This window comes from Streptomyces sp. NPDC051104 (assembly GCF_040682835.1).
Classification (GTDB): domain Bacteria; phylum Actinomycetota; class Actinomycetes; order Streptomycetales; family Streptomycetaceae; genus Streptomyces; species Streptomyces cynarae.
The window spans coordinates 40,951-55,931 of sequence record NZ_JBFBBS010000041.1 but is presented as its reverse complement, the minus strand read 5'-3'; the positions used below and the strand labels follow the sequence as shown (position 1 = coordinate 55,931).

Genomic DNA, 14,981 nt, shown 5'->3' with positions numbered 1-14,981 from the left:
CGGTCCGCGCCGTGACGACCGCCGTGACGACCGGCCGTCCGGTCCGCGCCGTGACGACCGCCGTGACGACCGGCCGTCCGGTCCGCGCCGTGACGACCGCCGTGACGACCGGCCGTCCGGTCCGCGCCGTGACGACAGCCGCGACGATCGTGGCTACCGCCGTGATGACAGCCGCTCCGACCGCGGTGGTTTCCGTGGGCGGGACGATCGCGGTGGGCGTCCCGGTGGCTTCCGCGGGCGCGACGACCGCGGCGGTCGCCCCGGAGGGTTCCGTGGCCGTGACGACCGGCGTGGCGACGACCGACGCGGTGGTGGCCGTTTCCGCGAGGAGCGGGACCGGGACCGCGAGCCGATCAAGCGGCTGCCGATCCCCGAGGACGTCACCGGTGAGGAGATCGACAAGGACGTACGGCAGGAGCTGCAGAGCCTGCCCAAGACGCTCGCCGAGGACGTCGCCAAGAACCTGGTAATGGTCGCCCGGCTCATCGACGAGGACCCGGAGGGCGCGTACGCGTACTCGAAGGTGGCGCTGCGCCTCGCCTCTCGCGTCGCCGCCGTGCGTGAAGCGGCCGGCTTCGCCGCTTACGCCAACCAGAAGTACAGTGAGGCGCTCGCCGAGTTCCGGGCCGCCCGGCGTATGACGGGCACCGTCGACCTGTGGCCCGTCATGGCGGACTGCGAGCGTGGTCTCGGCCGGCCCGAGAAGGCGCTGGACATGGCCGGTGCGCCCGAGGTGCACAAGCTCGACAAGGCCGGTCAGGTCGAGATGCGGCTGGTGGCGGCCGGTGCGCGCCGCGACATGGGGCAGCTCGACGCGGCGATCGTGACGCTGCAGAGCCCCGAGCTGGCGTCCAACTCCGTCCAGCCGTGGACCGCGCGGCTGCGGTACGCGTACGCCGACGCGCTGCTGGCCGCCGGTCGGGAGGGCGAGGCACGCGAGTGGTTCGCCAAGGCCGTCGAGGCAGACAGGGACGGGAGCACGGACGCCTCCGACCGGCTCGCCGAGCTGGACGGGGTGGAGTTCGTCGACGCCCTGGACGAGGGCGAGAGCGAGCCCGACGCAGCCGAGGACGACGGCGACAACGACTGACGCCGGTCGGCGGTACCGGGACGAGACAGGGCGGGACCCCAGCGGGTCCCGCCCTGCTCCATGTCAGAGCTCCAACGCCCGCAGCACCAGCCCCGACGCCGGCTTCGGGCCGAACGACGTCGACTTGCGCGGCATCGTCACGCCCTGGCGGGCCAGTTCGCGGACGACCTCCTCGCGGACCGGGTGCATCAGGACCGCCGTGCCGCCGTCGCGCTCGGCCTTCTCGACCGTGGCGGCCGTGTCGTGGATGTAGGCGATGTGTTGCGGCGAGTCCTCGGGGATGCGCCAGACGTGTTCCAGGAGTGCGGCGTGCAGGACCGTCGCGTCCAGCGTGCGCCAGGCCTGGGGGCGGTCCGCCGGGACAGTACGGGCCAGGAGGTCCGGGGACGGCTGGTCGACCAGGTGGAAGGCGCCGTCGCCGGCGAGGAGGTAGGCGTTGCCGGCGCAGACGGCGTCGGCCAGTACCTCCAGGGCCTCGGGCAACGGCAGGTGCAGGTCGCGTACGCGGAACAGGCCCTCCAGGGCGGACAGCGCCTCGGCGACCGGGAGCCGGTGCAGGAGGCGGTGGATCGCCCGGACTTTCAGCGGGTAGCGGGCGGTGTCCACCAGCAGGACCAGGCCGTAGTCCCACGGGCTCGGGGAGGCGTGCTCCGCGCGTAGACGCACATAGGTCGCCCAGCGGTGGTGGCCGTCGGCGATCAGGGCCTGGTGCTGGGCCAGGTCCGCCCGGATCTCCGCCAGAGCGTCAGGATCCGTCACCGACCACAGGCGGTGGCTGAAACCGTCCTCCGTGGTGGTGGCGAGCAGCGGCAGGCGTTCGACGGTGCGTTCGACGACGGCCGTCGCGCCGGTCTCGGAGCCGTTGCCGCGGTAGGTGAGCAGCAGGGGTTCGAGGTTGGCGCAGGTGGCGCGCATCAGGGCCATCCGGTCCGCGATGACGTGCGGCATGACGTCCTCGTGGGGCAGCACCACGCCCTCCGAGGGCTCCGAGACGCGCAGCGCCCCTATGAGGCCGCGCTGGAGCACCCCGCCGCCCCGCTGCTCGTAGACGTACAGGCCGGGCTCGGTGTCGGTCCTCAGGACGCCCTCGGCGAGCCAGCGGCGCAGGGTCTCCGCCGCTTGCTTGGTGCGTGCCGCCGGAGTGGCCGCCTGGGGCAGTATGAGGCGCACGATGTTGTGCGGGTCCGCCGACTCCAGATGGAGGAGTCCGTCCGGGCGCACGACGACGTCGTACGGCGGTGAGGTGACCGCGGCGAGGCTGCCGACGCGGTCAGGGTCGTAGCGCAGGCCCCGGAAGGGGGCCAGGTCAAGGCCCGTGTGCGCCGGTACGTCCCCGCGACCTGCAGTGTTCATTGATGCATCGTAAGTGTGTCAGTGCCGTGGGGGATGATCGGGGAAGGCGAACGAATGAGGAGCGATGCGTAATGAGCCAGACCGTCAGGACGCGGCCCGAGGGCAGTGATGCGCCCCTGAGCGAGGCGTACGACACGGCGCTGCTCGACCTGGACGGCGTGGTGTACGCGGGCGGGAGCGCGATCGCGCACGCCGTGGAGTCGCTGGGCGCGGCGAGCCGGGGCGGGATGCATCTGGCCTACGTGACGAACAACGCGCTGCGTACGCCGGACGTGGTGGCCGAGCATCTGACGGAGCTGGGGATACCGACGGGTGCCTCGGACGTCATCACGTCGGCGCAGGCGGTGGCCCGGCTGATCAGTGAGCAGGTGCCCGCCGGGGCGCGGGTGCTGGTGATCGGTGGCGAGGGGCTGCGGGTCGCGCTGCGGGAGCGGGGGCTCGTGCCGGTCGAGTCGGCCGACGACGACCCGGTGGCCGTGGTGCAGGGCTATGGCGGGCCCGAGCTGCCGTGGGGGCGGTTCGCGGAGGCGTGTTACGCCATCGCGCGCGGGGTTCCCTGGTTCGCGTCGAACACGGATCTGACGATCCCGAGCGCCCGCGGCATCGCGCCGGGGAACGGGGCGGCCGTCGAGGTCATACGGATCGCGACCGGTGCGGAGCCGCAGGTGGCGGGCAAGCCGCTGCCGCCGATGCATCGCGAGACGATCCTGCGCACGGGCGCGGAGCGGCCGCTGGTGGTGGGGGACCGGCTGGACACGGACATCGAGGGCGCGTTCAACGGCGGGGTCGACTCGCTGCTGGTCCTGACGGGCGTGACGGACGGGGCGCAGCTGCTGGCGGCGCCCCCGCAGCACCGGCCGACGTACGTGGACGCGGATCTGCGCGGGCTGCTGACGGGACAGCCGGAGGTGGTCGCGGCGGGCGACGGGTTCCGCTGCGGCGGCTGGACGGCGACGGCGGGGAGGGGGGTCCCCCCTGCTCGAGCGAAGTCGAGAGATTGGGGGAGGTTGGAGCTGGAGGGTGACGGGGAGGCTCTGGACGGGCTGCGGGCGCTGTGTGCGGCGGCCTGGGCGGCAGCCGGGGAGGGCTCGTGCGGGCTGGACGGGGGGAAGGCGCTGGCGCGGCTGGGGCTGTGAGCGGAAGGGACGACCGGTCGAGACGCGAAGCGAGGGTAGGCTAACCTAACCGGGTGTTGGTCGACAGCCCTCCCGAACCGCGCGCGGACACCGCCCCCGCGCCCCCGACCCGCCGGGCGATACGGTCCCTCGGGCTCCTCGTCTCCGTCGTGATCCTGGCGTTCGTCGCGCTGGCGAGCATCGCGATCGGGGCGAAAGGCCTCTCGCCGGCGCAGGTCTGGCACGGTCTGTTCCACGACTCGGGGACGTACGCCGACGTCGTGGTCGGCGACCGGCTGTCGCGCACGGTGCTCGGCCTGCTCGCCGGGGCCGCGCTCGGTCTCGCCGGGGCCGTCCTGCAGGCGCTCACCCGCAACCCGCTGGCCGACCCCGGCCTGCTCGGCATCAACGCGGGCGCGTCCGCGGCGGTCGTCACCGCCATCACGTACTTCGGTGTCACCAGCTTGAGCGGCTATGTGTGGTTCGCCTTCCTCGGCGCGGCCGCTGTCGGGGCCCTGGTGTGGTTCCTCGGCGGCAGCCGGGGCGCCACACCGGTGCGGCTGGCGCTCGCCGGCACCGCGATCAGCGCCGCGCTCTACGGCTACCTCCAGGCCGTGATGATCATGGACGACGCGGCGCTCGGCAAGATGCGCTTCTGGACCGTCGGTTCCCTGGCCTCGGCGACGGACGCGACCATCCGGCAGGTCCTGCCGTTCCTGCTGGCCGGTACGGTGCTCGCGCTCGCTCTCGCCCGCCCGCTGAACGCCGTGGCGATGGGCGACGACACCGCCCGTGCACTCGGCGCGCACCTGGGCCGCACCCGCGCCCTGTCCATGGCCGCCGCCACCGTGCTGTGCGGGGCCGCGACCGCCGCCTGCGGGCCGATCGTGTTCGTCGGGCTGATGGTCCCGCACGCCGTACGGTCCTTCACCGGCCCCGACCTGCGCTGGATCCTGCCGTACGCGACCGTCCTGTCGCCGGTGCTGCTGCTCGGCGCCGACGTCGTCGGCCGAGTCGTCGCCCGGCCCGCCGAACTCCAGGTCGGCATCGTGACCGCGCTGCTCGGCGGCCCGGTCTTCATCCTTCTCGTACGGCGGCGGAGGACGGCCCGACTGTGAAGTCCCAGCGTGTCCTCACGGCACCCGGCGGGCTGTCCTTCCGACTGGACGTCCGGGCGCTCGCCGTCGTCGTCCTGCTCCTGCTCGTCGCGCTCACCGGGAGCGTGCTGCTGATCGGCACCGGCGACTTCCCGATCCCGGCCGGGGACGTCCTCAGAACACTGGCCGGCGACGGCAAACCGGGTCAGGAGTTCATCGTCACCGAGCTGCGGCTGCCGCGTGTGCTCGTCGGCCTGCTGGTCGGCGCCTCGCTCGGACTCGGCGGCGCGCTGTTCCAGTCCCTCTCGCGCAATCCGCTGGGCAGCCCGGACGTGCTCGGCCTCAATCAGGGTGCGACGGCAGGGGCGCTGGTGATGATCGTGGTGTTCTCCGGCAGCGCCACCCAGGTCGCCCTGGGCGCGCTCGCCGGCGGCCTGGTGACCGGAGCCGCCATCCATCTGCTCGCCTGGAGGCAGGGCGTGCACGGTTACCGGCTCGTCCTGGTCGGCATCGGCGTGTCCGCGATCATGACGGCGGTCAACGGGTTTCTGCTCACCAAGGCCGACATGGTCGACGCGGCCCGCGCGGTCGTATGGATGACGGGCTCGCTCAACGGCCGCGACCGGGACCAGGTCCGGCCGCTGTTCGCCCTCTGCGTCGTCCTCGTACCGCTCGTCCTCGGCAACGCCCGTGGGCTGCGGATGATGGAGATGGGCGACGACGTCTCGTGCGCCCTCGGGGTACGGGTGGAGCGCGTACGGCTGGTGCTGATGGTGTCCGCGGTGCTGCTCACCGCCGGTGCCACGGCCGCCGCGGGCCCGGTCGGGTTCGTGGCGCTCACCGCGCCGCAGCTCGCCCGCCGGCTCAGCCGCTTCCCCGGCCCGAACCTGGTGCCCTCCATGGTCATGGGCGCCACCCTGCTGATCGTCGCCGACTGGGCCTCGCAGCGTCTCTTCGGGGCGGACCAGCTACCCGTGGGCGTGGTGACCGGAGTCCTCGGCGGCGCCTATCTGCTGTGGCTGCTGGTCACCGAGCGCAGGGCGGGCCGGATATGACTCCGGGGAAGGGCCGGACATGGCGGAAGGGCCGGACATGAAGGCCGCGGGCGGACCGGACACGAACGACACCAGGACCACGAGGAGCACTGTGAACCGCCTCTGCGCCGACGACGTCACCCTCGCCTACGACCAGCGCGTGATCGCCGAGCGGTTGTCCGTGGAGATCCCCGACAACTCCTTCACCGTCATCGTCGGCCCGAACGCCTGCGGCAAGTCCACGCTGCTGCGCGCCCTGTCCCGGATGCTCAAGCCCGCACAGGGGCGGGTACTGCTGGACGGGCAGGTCATCCAGTCGATGCCCGCCAAGAAGGTCGCGCGCACCCTGGGCCTGCTCCCGCAGTCCTCCATCGCACCCGACGGGATCACCGTCGCGGATCTGGTCGGGCGCGGCCGGTACCCGCACCAGGGACTCCTGCGCCAGTGGTCCGGCGAGGACGAGCGGGTCGTGAAGGAGTCCATGGCACGGACCGGCGTCGCGGAACTGGCCGACCGCTACGTCGACGAGCTCTCCGGCGGCCAGCGGCAGCGCGTGTGGATCGCCATGGCGCTCGCCCAGCAGACCCCGCTGCTGCTGCTCGACGAGCCGACCACCTACCTCGACATCCAGCACCAGATCGACGTGCTCGACCTGTGCGCCGAACTGCACGAGGAGCAGGGGCGCACCCTGGTCGCGGTCCTGCACGACCTCAACCACGCCGCCCGGTACGCCACCCACCTCATCGCCCTGCGCGGCGGCAGGGTCGTCGCCGAGGGCGCCCCGAACGACATCGTCACGGCCGAGCTGGTGGAGGAGGTCTTCGGCCTGCGCTGCCTGGTCATCCCCGACCCGGAGACGGGAACGCCGCTGGTGGTCCCGGCGGCCCGCAGGGCACGGGCACAGGCGGCCGACGCGGTCGCTAAAGAAGCTTCCTGAGGCGGAACAGGTCCCTCAGTCCCGCCTCCAGCTTGACCCGACCCGAGCCCCACGCCTTGGCGAAGTGCAGTTCCCCGTCGACCATCGCCACCAGGTCGTCCCCGTTCATGGCGAGTCTGATCTGGGCCTTCTCGCGCGGTGGCCCCTGGAGCGTGTCCAGCACCTCGATCCGGCCGTCCTCGATGCGGCCGACGAAGGTGACGTCCAGGTCGGTGATATGACAGCTCAGCGAGCGGTCCAGGGCCGCGGCTTCCCGCGCGTCCCCTTCGGCGCCCGCCAGGTTGTCCGAGAACTTCTCGAGTGCGCTGCGGCACTCCTCAATCGTCGCCATCGTGAGCGACGGTACCTCAGAGCCTGTCAGCGCTTCGCGGTAGCGTCGTGGCATGAGTGACTCTGTGACCGAGGCCGGGGCCCCGGCGGAAACAGCGGTACCGGGGCCGGACGCTCCGGCGGACTCCACGTCCGAGCCGGAGGACGACCCCTCCGCGCCCGCCCCGCTGAACGTGCCCCGGACGCCCACCGGCAACGCCGATGTGGACGCGGCCCTGGAGCGTCTCGCCGACGCCGACCACCTCGCCACGGACGGGCACATCGAGGTGTACGAGGATGTGCATCGGGGGCTGCGCGACGCGCTCACCGCGCTCGACGCCCGCCCGGGGCCTCCGGCTCCCACCCGGCACCCGACCACCACCCCTCAATGAGACCCTTCGGGTCGTACCTTTTGAATGACGTACGGGAACAGGAGCTGAACCGAACGTGGCAGGAGTCGCACGCCGCCGTCTCGACGCGGAGCTGGTCCGCCGGAAGCTCGCGCGCTCGCGCGAGCACGCCAGCCAGCTGATCGCCGCCGGTCGGGTCACCGTCGGCAAGGCCGTCGCGACGAAGCCCGCCACGCAGGTCGAGACCGCCGCCGCCATCGTGGTGGCGCAGGACGACGGCGACCCCGACTACGTCTCGCGCGGCGGCCACAAGCTCGCCGGCGCCCTGAAGGTCTTCGTCCCCCAGGGCCTGGTCGTCGAGGGACGGCGGGCGCTGGACGCCGGCGCGTCCACCGGCGGCTTCACCGACGTCCTGCTGCGCGCGGGCGCCGCCCATGTCGTCGCCGTCGACGTCGGATACGGACAACTGGCCTGGTCTCTCCAGAGTGATGAACGCGTCACCGTCAAGGACCGTACGAACGTGCGCGAGTTGACGCTCGAAGCGATCGATGGGGAGCCAGTGGATCTTGTCGTGGGCGATCTGTCCTTCATCCCGCTCGGACTGGTGCTGCCCGCCCTGGTGCGGTGCGTGAAGCCGGACGACGCCGACCTGGTGATGATGGTCAAGCCGCAGTTCGAGGTGGGGAAGGAACGGCTCGGCAGCGGCGGCGTGGTGCGCAGCCCGCAGCTGCGCGCCGAGGCCGTGCGCGGGGTGGCCGAGCGGGCCGCGGAACTGGGCCTCGGGGTGAAGGGCGTGACAGCCAGCCCGCTGCCCGGGCCGTCGGGCAATGTCGAGTACTTTCTGTGGCTGCGAGCCGGAGCACCCGCGCTGGACCCGGCCGACGTTGACCGTGCTGTGGCGGAGGGGCCGCGTTGACAACGAACCGAGCTCGTACTGTTTTCCTGCTGGCCCACACCGGTCGGTCCGCCGCCATCCGCAGTGCCGAGCTGGTGGTCAAGGGTCTGCTGCGCTCCGGGATCGGCGTGCGTGCTCTGGAGGACGAGGCGGCCGACCTTCCGCTGCCGGACGATGTGCAGCTGGTCAAGGAGGCCACCCCGCAGTGCCTCGACGGGTGCGAGCTGCTCATCGTGCTCGGCGGTGACGGCACCCTGCTGCGCGGCGCCGAGTTCGCCCGCGCCTCCGGGGTGCCGATGCTGGGCGTCAACCTCGGCCGGGTCGGCTTCCTCGCCGAGGCCGAGCGCGACGACCTCGACCGGGTCGTCGACCGGGTGGTGATGAAGGCGTACGAGGTCGAGGAGCGCATGACGGTCGACGTCGTCGTGCACAAGAACGGCGACATCGTGCACACCGACTGGGCGCTCAACGAGGCGGCCGTGCAGAAGGTCTCCGCCGAGAAGCTGCTCGAGGTCGTCCTGGAGATCGACGGGCGGCCGGTGACGGGGTTCGGCTGCGACGGCATCGTGTGCGCCACCCCCACCGGGTCCACCGCGTACGCCTTCTCCGCGGGTGGGCCCGTGGTGTGGCCGGAGGTGGAGGCGCTGTTGATGGTGCCCATCAGCGCGCACGCCCTGTTCGCCAAGCCGCTGGTGACCTCACCGGACTCCGTGCTCGCCGTGGAGGTGCAGCCGGACACGTCGCACGGGGTGCTGTGGTGCGACGGGCGGCGGATGGTGGAGCTGCCACAGGGGGCTCGGGTGGAGGTGCGGCGGGGGGCTGTGCCGGTGCGGCTGGCCCGGCTGCACCACGCGTCGTTCACCGACCGGCTTGTGGCCAAGTTCGCGCTTCCGGTCTCGGGGTGGAGAGGTCGACCTCACTGACCGGTACGGGTTGGCTGTCGGGTGCCGGTCCCTCGTGGCTGCTCGCTCCCCCAAGTCCTCGGCTTCGCTCGAACAGGGGGACCCCCATCGCGGCGGAGCCGCATATCGACACAGCCCCGAGCCCCTTTCGGGGCGCGTGTACCTCCCGGGAGTGACACGGGCCGCTCGCACTTCCCCAGCCGGACCTCGTAAGGTCTTCTCCGTGTTGGAGGAGATGCGGATACGGTCCCTCGGGGTCATCGACGACGCGGTCGTCGAGCTGTCGCCCGGCTTCACCGCCGTGACCGGTGAGACGGGTGCGGGCAAGACCATGGTCGTCACCAGTCTGGGGCTGCTGCTCGGCGGGCGCGCCGACCCCGCCCTCGTGCGGATCGGGGCGAAGAACGCGGTCGTCGAGGGCCGGATCGCCCTGCCCGAGGACGCGTCCGTCGCCGTACGCGCCGAGGAGGCCGGGGCCGAGCTCGACGACGGGGCGCTGATCGTCAGTCGTACCGTTTCCGCCGAGGGACGCTCGCGGGCGCACCTGGGCGGGCGTTCCGTGCCCGTCGGCGTGCTCGCGGAGCTCGCCGACGAACTGGTCGCCGTGCACGGGCAGACGGACCAGCAGGGCCTGCTCAAGCAGTCCCGGCAGCGGCAGGCGCTGGACCGGTACGCCGGGGACGCCGTCGCCGTACCGCTCGCCAAGTACCAGGAGGCCTACCGGCGGCTGCGCGCGGTCTCCGCCGAGCTGGACGAGATCACCACGCGCGCCCGTGAGCGGGCCCAGGAAGCCGACATGCTGCGCTTCGGGCTCGAGGAGATCGCGGCCGTGGAGCCGCGCCCGGGCGAGGACGCGGAGCTGGCCGAGGAGGCCGAGCGGCTCGGGCACGCCGAGGCGCTGGCATCGGCGGCGACGGCCGCGCACACGGCGCTCGCGGGCAACCCCGAGGATCCCGAGGGCGTCGACGCGTCCACCCTGGTCGCGGGCGCCCACCGGGCGCTGGAGGCGGTGCGGTCGCACGACCCGGCGCTTGCGGGGCTCGCCGAGCGGATCGGGGAGATCGGCATCCTGCTGGGCGATGTGGCCGGTGAGCTGGCCGGGTACGCCGACGACCTGGACGCCGACCCGCTGCGGCTCGCGGCCGTGGAGGAGCGGCGGGCCGCACTCACCGCACTGACCCGGAAGTACGGCGAGGACATCAATGCCGTTCTCGCCTGGGCCGAGCAGAGCGCCACCCGGCTGACCGAACTCGACGGCGACGACGAGCGGAGCGAGGAGCTGACCGCCGAGCGGGACGCGCTGCGGTCCGAACTGGGCGGCTTGGCCCAGGAGTTGACCGATGCGCGGGCGGAGGCCGCCGAGCGGTTCGCCGCCGCCGTCACCGCCGAGCTGGCCTCGCTCGCCATGCCCCACGCGCGCGTGTCGTTCGAGATCCGGCAGACCGAGGACCCGAACGGGGTCGAGGTCGGCGGGCGCACGGTCGCCTACGGACCGTCGGGCGTCGACGAGGTCGAACTGCTGCTCGCCCCACACCCCGGCGCGCCGCCGCGGCCCATCGCCAAGGGCGCCTCGGGCGGTGAGCTGTCGCGCGTGATGCTCGCCGTGGAGGTCGTCTTCGCGGGCACCGACCCCGTGCCGACGTACCTCTTCGACGAGGTCGACGCGGGTGTCGGCGGCAAGGCGGCGGTCGAGATCGGGCGCCGGCTCGCGAAGCTCGCGAAAACCGCCCAGGTCGTGGTCGTCACCCATCTGCCGCAGGTGGCGGCGTTCGCCGACCGGCAGCTGCTGGTGGAGAAGACCAACGACGGCTCGGTCACGCGCTCCGGGGTGAAGGTCCTGGAGGGCGAGGACCGGATCCGTGAGCTGTCCAGGATGCTGGCGGGCCAGGAGGACTCGGAGACCGCCCGCGCCCACGCGGAGGAACTGCTGGCCACGGCACGCGCGGACGGGTAGGCCACGGTTCCGGACCTGTGGGACACGGTTCGGGACCTGTGGGGCACGGTTCCGGCGGGCGGCTTAGGGTGACGGGATGATCACGCGTACCCGCAGGACCGTTTCGTTCGCGCTCGCCGCCGCCGTCACCGGCGCCGCCACCGCCGCCCTGCGCGCGGCGGCACCGGGCGGGCGGGGGCGTTGGCAGCGGACGAACCACGCCGGGCGGACCGTCGTGCTGTACCCGGGGCCCGCGGTGGCCCTGGCGGCCACGGTCGGGGCCGGGCGGGTCCATCCGGCGGCCGGGTTCGCCGTGCTGGCCGCCGGTGCCTGCGGGGTCTACGACGACATCGCCGGCGCGGGCGATCCGCGACGGGGGTTCCGGGCGCATCTGTCGGCCCTGCGGGACGGCGACGTGACCAGTGGTGCCGTCAAGCTGTTCGGGATCTCGGCCGCCGCCCTCGCCGCCGGGGCCGTGCTCAAGGAGCGGCCCCTGGACAAAGTCCTCGCGGGTGTCGTGATCGCCGGTGCCGCGCACTTCGTGAACCTCGTGGACGTACGGCCCGGGCGCGCCGCCGGGGCCGTCCTCGCGCTGGGCGCTCCCGGGCTGCTGCGGAAGGGCGCCGGCGGTGAGTTGAGCGCCACCGTGATGGGGGCCGCGGCCGCCGCCCTCCCGGACGACCTCGGCGAGCGCGCGATGCTCGGCGACGCCGGGGCGCACGCGCTCGGTGCCGCGCTCGGCGCCGCCGCCGTCGCGGGATGGGGGTCCCCCCGCTCGAGCGGAGCCGAGAGTGGGGGAGGGCGGGCCGGACTCCTGGCCCACGCGGTCGCGTTCGTCGCCGCCGCGGTGTACGGGGACAAGGTGAGCGAAGCGGCGAGGTCGTGGCGGATCGGGCCGTTCCCGGTGGCCCTCCCGCCGGCCGCCGCCTCACCCGTGTGAGTGACACGGTGCGCGCCGGGGCGCCCGCTCCGCGGTCCCAGGGTATGTCTGACAATTCCCGCCGGGCGCGCGATGCTCGGACACCCCTGAGCCGCGCCCGCCGGTGCCGCAACACCCGTGCGCCCTGGCATCCTTGGGTCAACCGCGGTCCACCTCGCGCGGTCCACGCCCACCGCGCGATCCTTCTGTACGTTTCTTCGTGACCGTCCGACGCCGAACCAGGAGCCCCGGCCACGTGAGCCTCGCGAGCAGCCCCTCACCGCACGGCCGGTCGCCGCTGCGCACCGTGCAGGTGCTCGGCGGGGGCAGCGCGGGCAGCAGCGCGCACGTGCGCACACTGGCGGCGGGCCTGGTCGCCAGGGGCGTGCGCGTGACCGTCTGCGCCCCCTCCGAGGCCGAGCGCACCTACGATTTCACCGGCGCCGGCGCGCAGCACGTCCCCGTGCCCCGCAGCACGGACCCCGCCTCCCTGGCCGCGCTCCGCATCGCCTGCGGCGACGCCGACCTGGTGCACGCGCACGGGCTGCACGCGGGCCTGCGCGCCGCGCTCGCCCTCGGCGGACGCCGCACCCCGCTCGTCGTCACCTGGCACACCCGGGCGCACGCCGAGGGCGCCCGCGCCCATCTGCTGCGCCTGCTGGAGCGGCGCGTGGCCCGGGCCGCGTCCGTCGTGCTCGGCACATCGTCCGACCTGGTCGAACGGGCCCGCCGACGGGGCGCCCGCGACGCCCGGCTCGCCGCCGTCGCGCTCCCCGCCCCCCGCAAGCCCACCGAGTACGAGGACCCCGACCGGCTGCGCCCCAAGCTCCGCGCGGAACTCGGCGCCACCGGCCGCCCGTTGCTCATGGCCGTCGGCGCCCTCGACCGGCACCGCGGCCACGACGTGCTGCTGGACGCCTCCCGTGCCTGGCGCGGCATCGACCCGGCGCCGCTGGTCGTGATCGCGGGGGAGGGGCCGCTGCGCACGGTGCTGCAGCGGCGCATCGAGGACGAGGGGCTCCCGGTACGGCTGCTGGGGCGGCGCGAGGACGCGGCGGAGCTGCTCGCCGCCGCCGACGTCGCGCTGCTGCCCAGCAGTTGGGAGTCGCGGTCCGTCCTCGCCCAGGAGGCCCTGCACGCGCGCGTGCCGCTCGTCGCCACCGACGTCGGCGGCATCCGCGAACTCGTCGGCGACGCCGCCGAACTCGTCCCGTACGGGGACGCGGAGGCGCTCGCCACCGCCGTCGTACGCCTCCTCGACGACCCGGCACGCCGCGAGGCGCTGAAGGAGAAGGGCACGGGGCAGGCCGCGACCTGGCCCACCGAGGACGAGACGGTCGCCCAGGTCCTCAGCGTCTACGACGAGTTGACCCAGGTGCGGCCCTACCCCTAGAAGCCGTCAGGGCACGTGCCGACGTGCCCGCAGCGCCAGGCTCAGGGTCAGCACCGTCTGCGGATCGTCGAGGTCCGCGCCCAGCAACTCCCCGATCCGGGCCAGCCGGTTGTAGAGCGTCTGCCGGTTCAGGTGCAGCTCGCGGGCCGTCTCCGCCTTGCGGCCCGCATGCGCGAGATACGTCTCCAGCGTCGGCAGCAGCGGCGGCTTCGAACGGTCGTCGTGCTCCCGCAGCGGGCCGATCGCGCGGTCCACGAACGCCGCCAGGTCCGGATGGTCCCGCAGCCGCCACAGCAGCAGGTCGATGTCCAGGCGGCGGGCGTCGTACCAGGGCAGCTCCGGCAGCCCCTGCGCCGCCGTCGCGGTCTCCGCCGCGTGCCGCAGCCCCGCCGACGCCGAGGCCCAGCCACCCGCCGCCCCGACCACCACCACCGGCGGCCTGGCGCCCCGTCGCTGCAGGCCCGCCCGCTCCACGCCCGCCCGCAGCGCCGCGGCCACCCGGTCGGCGACCGCCGCCCGCTCCGACTCCGAGCGAAGCGCCAGCAGCAGCGGCACCCGCCCCTCCACCGGCCGCACACCCAGCAGCACCGGCACGCCCAGTGACGTCAGCTCCTCCGCGACCGCCCGCGCCAGCACCGCCCAGCCCCCACCGCCCGGCGTCGGCCCGTCCGCGAGGCGCGTCACCACCGGCAGCAGCGGGCCGCGGCCGGGCTTGAAGCCCAGCACCCGGGCCTGGGCGGGCGCGTCCTCGGCGGCGATCCGGCTCTCGGCGAGGTCGGTGAGGAAGTCGCCGCGCCCGCGCGCCGCCAGTTCCTCCTCCTGCCGGGCCTGCATCAGCACCACGGCGAGGCTGCTTGCCGCCCGCTCGGCGGCGATCCGGTGCACCGGCGCGACCGGCCCGCTCACCGGGAGCAGCACCAGCCGGGCCCGTACGGACCCCGCGCCGGGCCCGCCGCCGGGCACGTCCACGATCGCCGTCCCGGCCGGCGGCTCGTCCTTGTGGTGGCCGCGCAGCCCCTCCCACACCTGCAAGGGGTCCGTGTCCGCAGGGCCGGTCCCGGCGGCGTAGAGCAGCTGACCGTCGGCGGTCTCCAGGAACACCGGATTGCCGCCGAAGTCGGCCAGGATGCCCAGGACCTGCGGCACCCCGCCCCCGCCGAGCAGCGCCTCGGTGCAACGGCGGTGCACCTCCTCGGCCCGCTGGAGCAGCGCGTAGTGGCCGTTGACGATCTCCGTGTGGATCTCCTCGGTGACCGTCACGAACGGCACCTCGCGGTGCAGCTGCACCAGCGGCAGCCCGGCGGCCTTCGCCGACTCGACGAGGGCGGCGGGCAGCCGGGTGAAACGGGTGCCCAGCTCCACCACCAGGGCCGCGATACCGCGCTCGGCCAGCGTCCGCACGAACGCCCGCTGGTCGGCGGGGCGGGTGCCGAGCCCGTACCCGGTGGTCAGCAGCAGCTCACCGCCCTTGAGCAGCGAGGCGATGTTCGGGACCTCGCCCGCGTGCACCCAGCGCACCGTGCGGCCCAGCCGGTCGGCGCCCGCCAGCACCTCCGGCAGCCCGCTGCGCAGCCCGGGCAGCTCCAGCGCCCGCCGCACCGTGATCCCGGCGCCCTCGGTGCCCGGGAGGTCGAAACGGCTGTCCATGCGGCGA

Annotated in this window: 14 protein-coding genes; 11 read left to right on the top strand and 3 right to left on the bottom strand. The window is 73.9% G+C overall.

The features are described 5' to 3' along the window. Window positions 1–361: 361 nt before the first annotated feature. Window positions 362–1,090 (top strand): hypothetical protein, encoded by a 729-nt coding sequence (locus AB0N14_RS33430; protein ID WP_366029459.1) that lies wholly within the window; start codon window positions 362–364, stop codon window positions 1,088–1,090. Between the two features lie 63 nt (window positions 1,091–1,153). Here AB0N14_RS33430 and AB0N14_RS33425 read toward each other — a convergent pair whose 3' ends face one another. Next, entirely contained in the window at window positions 1,154–2,443 is a 1,290-nt protein-coding gene (locus AB0N14_RS33425) for a DUF1015 domain-containing protein (RefSeq protein ID WP_366029454.1), read from the bottom strand. Window positions 2,444–2,514: 71 nt separating this feature from the next. Between AB0N14_RS33425 and AB0N14_RS33420 the strand changes: the two genes are divergently transcribed. Genes AB0N14_RS33420 through AB0N14_RS33405 form a run of 4 tightly spaced genes read left to right on the top strand, consistent with a single transcriptional unit; the run spans window position 2,515 to window position 6,626 of the window. Then, on the top strand, window positions 2,515–3,579 hold the full coding sequence (locus tag AB0N14_RS33420) for an HAD hydrolase-like protein (RefSeq protein WP_366029452.1): 1,065 nt from the start codon (window positions 2,515–2,517) through the stop codon (window positions 3,577–3,579). Window positions 3,580–3,632: 53 nt separating this feature from the next. Further along, window positions 3,633–4,676, top strand: coding sequence for an iron chelate uptake ABC transporter family permease subunit (locus tag AB0N14_RS33415; RefSeq protein ID WP_366029451.1), 1,044 nt, complete (start codon window positions 3,633–3,635; stop codon window positions 4,674–4,676). Beyond that, complete coding sequence (locus AB0N14_RS33410) at window positions 4,673–5,710, top strand: iron chelate uptake ABC transporter family permease subunit (RefSeq protein ID WP_366029450.1); 1,038 nt, start codon at window positions 4,673–4,675, stop codon at window positions 5,708–5,710. Before AB0N14_RS33415 ends, AB0N14_RS33410 begins: the two co-directional genes overlap by 4 nt. 37 nt (window positions 5,711–5,747) lie before the next feature. Then, on the top strand, window positions 5,748–6,626 hold the full coding sequence (locus AB0N14_RS33405) for an ABC transporter ATP-binding protein (protein WP_366029458.1): 879 nt from the start codon (window positions 5,748–5,750) through the stop codon (window positions 6,624–6,626). Here the strand turns inward: AB0N14_RS33405 and AB0N14_RS33400 are convergent. Beyond that, on the bottom strand, window positions 6,610–6,957 hold the full coding sequence (locus AB0N14_RS33400; RefSeq protein ID WP_366029449.1) for an SCP2 sterol-binding domain-containing protein: 348 nt from the start codon (window positions 6,955–6,957) through the stop codon (window positions 6,610–6,612). The two genes, AB0N14_RS33405 and AB0N14_RS33400, sit on opposite strands and share 17 nt — an antisense overlap. 52 nt (window positions 6,958–7,009) lie before the next feature. Between AB0N14_RS33400 and AB0N14_RS33395 the strand changes: the two genes are divergently transcribed. The 6 genes from AB0N14_RS33395 (at window position 7,010) to AB0N14_RS33370 (ending at window position 13,327) form a co-directional block, all read left to right on the top strand. After that, window positions 7,010–7,327 carry a hypothetical protein gene (locus AB0N14_RS33395; protein ID WP_366029448.1) on the top strand — a complete coding sequence of 106 codons (318 nt, stop codon included), beginning with the start codon at window positions 7,010–7,012 and terminating at the stop codon, window positions 7,325–7,327. 55 nt (window positions 7,328–7,382) lie between these two features. After that, window positions 7,383–8,201, top strand: a complete 819-nt coding sequence (locus tag AB0N14_RS33390; RefSeq protein ID WP_366029447.1) for a TlyA family RNA methyltransferase — start codon at window positions 7,383–7,385, stop codon at window positions 8,199–8,201. Further along, complete coding sequence (locus AB0N14_RS33385; protein WP_103844455.1) at window positions 8,198–9,103, top strand: NAD kinase; 906 nt, start codon at window positions 8,198–8,200, stop codon at window positions 9,101–9,103. The genes AB0N14_RS33390 and AB0N14_RS33385 overlap by 4 nt, the downstream gene beginning before the upstream one ends. 214 nt (window positions 9,104–9,317) lie before the next feature. Continuing rightward, window positions 9,318–11,036 (top strand): DNA repair protein RecN, encoded by a 1,719-nt coding sequence (gene recN / locus AB0N14_RS33380; RefSeq protein ID WP_366029457.1) that lies wholly within the window; start codon window positions 9,318–9,320, stop codon window positions 11,034–11,036. Window positions 11,037–11,112: 76 nt separating this feature from the next. Beyond that, window positions 11,113–11,955, top strand: coding sequence for a hypothetical protein (locus AB0N14_RS33375; RefSeq protein ID WP_366029446.1), 843 nt, complete (start codon window positions 11,113–11,115; stop codon window positions 11,953–11,955). 235 nt (window positions 11,956–12,190) lie between these two features. After that, complete coding sequence (locus tag AB0N14_RS33370; RefSeq protein WP_366029445.1) at window positions 12,191–13,327, top strand: glycosyltransferase family 4 protein; 1,137 nt, start codon at window positions 12,191–12,193, stop codon at window positions 13,325–13,327. Window positions 13,328–13,333: 6 nt separating this feature from the next. Here AB0N14_RS33370 and AB0N14_RS33365 read toward each other — a convergent pair whose 3' ends face one another. After that, a complete protein-coding gene (locus AB0N14_RS33365; protein ID WP_366029444.1) occupies window positions 13,334–14,974 on the bottom strand; it encodes a PucR family transcriptional regulator in 1,641 nt (546 codons plus the stop codon). Window positions 14,975–14,981 lie beyond the last annotated feature (7 nt).